Source organism: Priestia sp. P5_B4, from assembly GCF_056400385.1.
On the sequence record NZ_JBFULJ010000512.1, the window covers coordinates 1 to 2,724 of the forward strand.

Annotated in this window: 2 protein-coding genes; both read left to right on the top strand. The window is 38.1% G+C overall.

What is annotated here, in order from left to right; all coding sequences use genetic code 11:
• Positions 1 to 19 precede the first annotated feature (19 nt).
• Positions 20 to 1,192: a beta-aspartyl-peptidase gene (gene iadA / locus AC1DRF_RS22160; protein ID WP_477741707.1), complete on the top strand. Its 1,173-nt coding sequence runs from the start codon at positions 20 to 22 to the stop codon at positions 1,190 to 1,192.
• A 92-nt stretch (positions 1,193 to 1,284) separates the two neighbouring features.
• Positions 1,285 to 2,724: cyanophycinase (locus AC1DRF_RS22165; protein WP_477741708.1), on the top strand; the 1,440-nt coding region annotated here is incomplete at its 3' end.

Below are 2,724 nucleotides of genomic sequence, written 5' to 3' on the forward strand. Positions count from 1 at the left end.
CTAGTAGGAGGAATAGAAGTTGTTAACCTTAATCAAAAACGCAGAAGTATATGCACCAGAGTATTTAGGAAAAAAAGACGTATTGCTTGCAGACAGCAAAATCATCCTTATAGAGGATTGTATTGATCATGTAAATACGTCCATTCCTATTCATGTTGTAGACGCTGCTAATGATGTTATAGCTCCAGGCTTTATTGACTCACATGTTCATATTATTGGCGKAGGAGGAGAAGGCGGATATAAAACACGCACGCCTGAACTAATGTTAACCGATGCAACGACTGCCGGTGTTACAACTATTGTAGGTGTACTTGGAACAGACGGTACAACAAGAAGAATGGAAAGTCTTCTTGCTAAAGCAAGAGGATTAGAAGAAGAAGGAATTAGCTGCTTTATTCACACAGGTTCTTATCAAATACCAGTAAAAACGTTAACTACCAGCATCGAAGAAGATCTTATTTTAATTGATAAAATTATCGGAGTAGGTGAAATTGCCATTTCTGACCACCGTTCCTCTGAACCGACATTTGAAGAACTGGTAAAGGCGGCTTCTGCTGCCCGCAATGGAGGGATTTTATCAGGGAAAGCCGGAATATTAGAAGTTCATGTAGGGGATGGAAAACGGAAATTATCTTTATTAAATCAAATCGCAGATGAAACAGATCTGCCAATTCGTCAGTTTCATCCTACACATATTAATCGAAATGAAGAACTGTTTAAAGAAGGAATTCAATTTACAAAACGAGGTGGCTATGTAGATTTTACAACTAGCACCATTCCATATTTTTTAGAAGAAGGCGAAGTTAAGTGCAGCAAAGGGTTACGTATCATGCTTGAAGAAGAAGTTCCAATCTCGAGCATTACGTTCTYATCCGATGGACAAGCGAGCCTGCCGTTTTTTGATGATAACGGAGACTATAAAGGGCTTCAAGTTGGAAAAGTGTCTTCTTTATTTCAAGAAGTACGAGATGCAGTATTAGAAGAATCAGTGCCGTTAGAAACAGCTCTTCGAGTCATTACTTCTAATCCTGCCAAAGTATTAAAACTGGCCAATAAAGGGCATATTCAACCTGGAAAAGATGCAGATTTAGTCCTTTTAGACAAAGAGACACTAACAATTAAAACAGTTTTTGCTCAAGGTAAAGTAATGGTAAAAGACGGTGTCCCTGTTGTGAAAGGAACGTTTGAATAACAGGTTTTAAACATCATTTAACGAAAGTATCGAGGAAGGATTCGAGCTAGTCAGAGAAAGGTATTAAAATTTGCGTGGAAAGGATCTTTCAAATGAAAAAGAAACTTGTTTCATGTCTTATCAGCTTTACATTACTTTCTTCTTTGAGTACACCGCTGCTTGCAAAAGCACAAGAAAATACTGAAGACATTAAAGGCAGCCTTGTTATTGCAGGCGGAGGTATAGGGACATCTAATCACGAAATCTATGAAAAGTTTCTCTCGCTTGCTGGAGGAAAAGAAAAAGCAAAAGTAGGGATTATTCCAGCTGCTAGCACAACGCTGCAGTCTTCTAAAAAGTTTAAGGAAGACCTCGTAAAATACGGAGCAAACTCAGATTCTATTAAAATTCTTCCCGTTTCAAATCACGATTTTTCTGATACACAAAAGGACGAATCAACCTGGAAGAATCAAGTAAATGATAAGAAGTTATCCCGTACGATTAAAGGACTAACGGCAGTTTGGTTTGTTGGAGGAGATCAAACCAAAATTGTGGCTTCTCTTCGTCAAAATAATGGAAGTGATTCTGAAGCGTTAAAAGCTATTTGGGATATATATCGTAAAGGAGCAGTAATCGGAGGCACAAGTGCAGGAGCTGCAATTATGAGTGACATCATGATTACAGGAGGAGACAGTCTAGGAGCGTTAAAAGACAGTTTAGAAAACAAGAAAAATAAACATGTAAGCAAAAACCAACGCAGTCAAAAAGAGTACGAGCCTCTATCAATTCAAAAAGGGTTGGGGTTTTTCCAACACGGCATAATTGATCAGCACATGGATGAACGAGCACGACTTGGGCGACTTGCAGTAGCTGCATATATTTCTGAACGTGACAAAGAAAAAAACTTTGCATACGGTGTGGACGAAGATACGGCTATGGTCGTTAACAATAAAGATCAAAAGATTGAAGTTGTTGGACGAAGCGGAGTAGCCGTCTTGGATATGAGTAAAGCTAAGCTTGTATCTAAGCAGAAAGCTCGTTCGGGATTAGAGAATATGAAGGTTAGTTACTTATCTTCTGGAGATAAAATTAACTATCATTTAAAGTCATTTGAATTTCCAAAAGAGAAAGTAGAAACGAAGGGATTTGAATATTACTCGTTTAACGCACTGTCTGCTACGGGTGTTTTTACGCCATATGGAAGATTAAAGGCTTATTTATCCTATTCTCTTGTTGACAATGAATCGATGAAATCTGCGAAAAGCTATGTTTATGACAGTAAAGGGTCGGGATATGAAATTGCTTTTCAAAAGGCCAATGATACAAACGGCTACTGGAGATATACTGACGGACAAAAAGACGACTATTCCATTGTAAATGTCAGAATGGATATTACGCCTAAAACCTTCAAATTCCAATCGGATAGAAAAACTAGTTTAACGTATAAAAAACCTACTTTTTCTTCATCTGAAAGTCCTGCATACGATTCGATTAAAGGTAATCTCTTAATTGCAGGAGGAGCGCTTGGCAGCAGCAATTCAAGCGTGTATAAC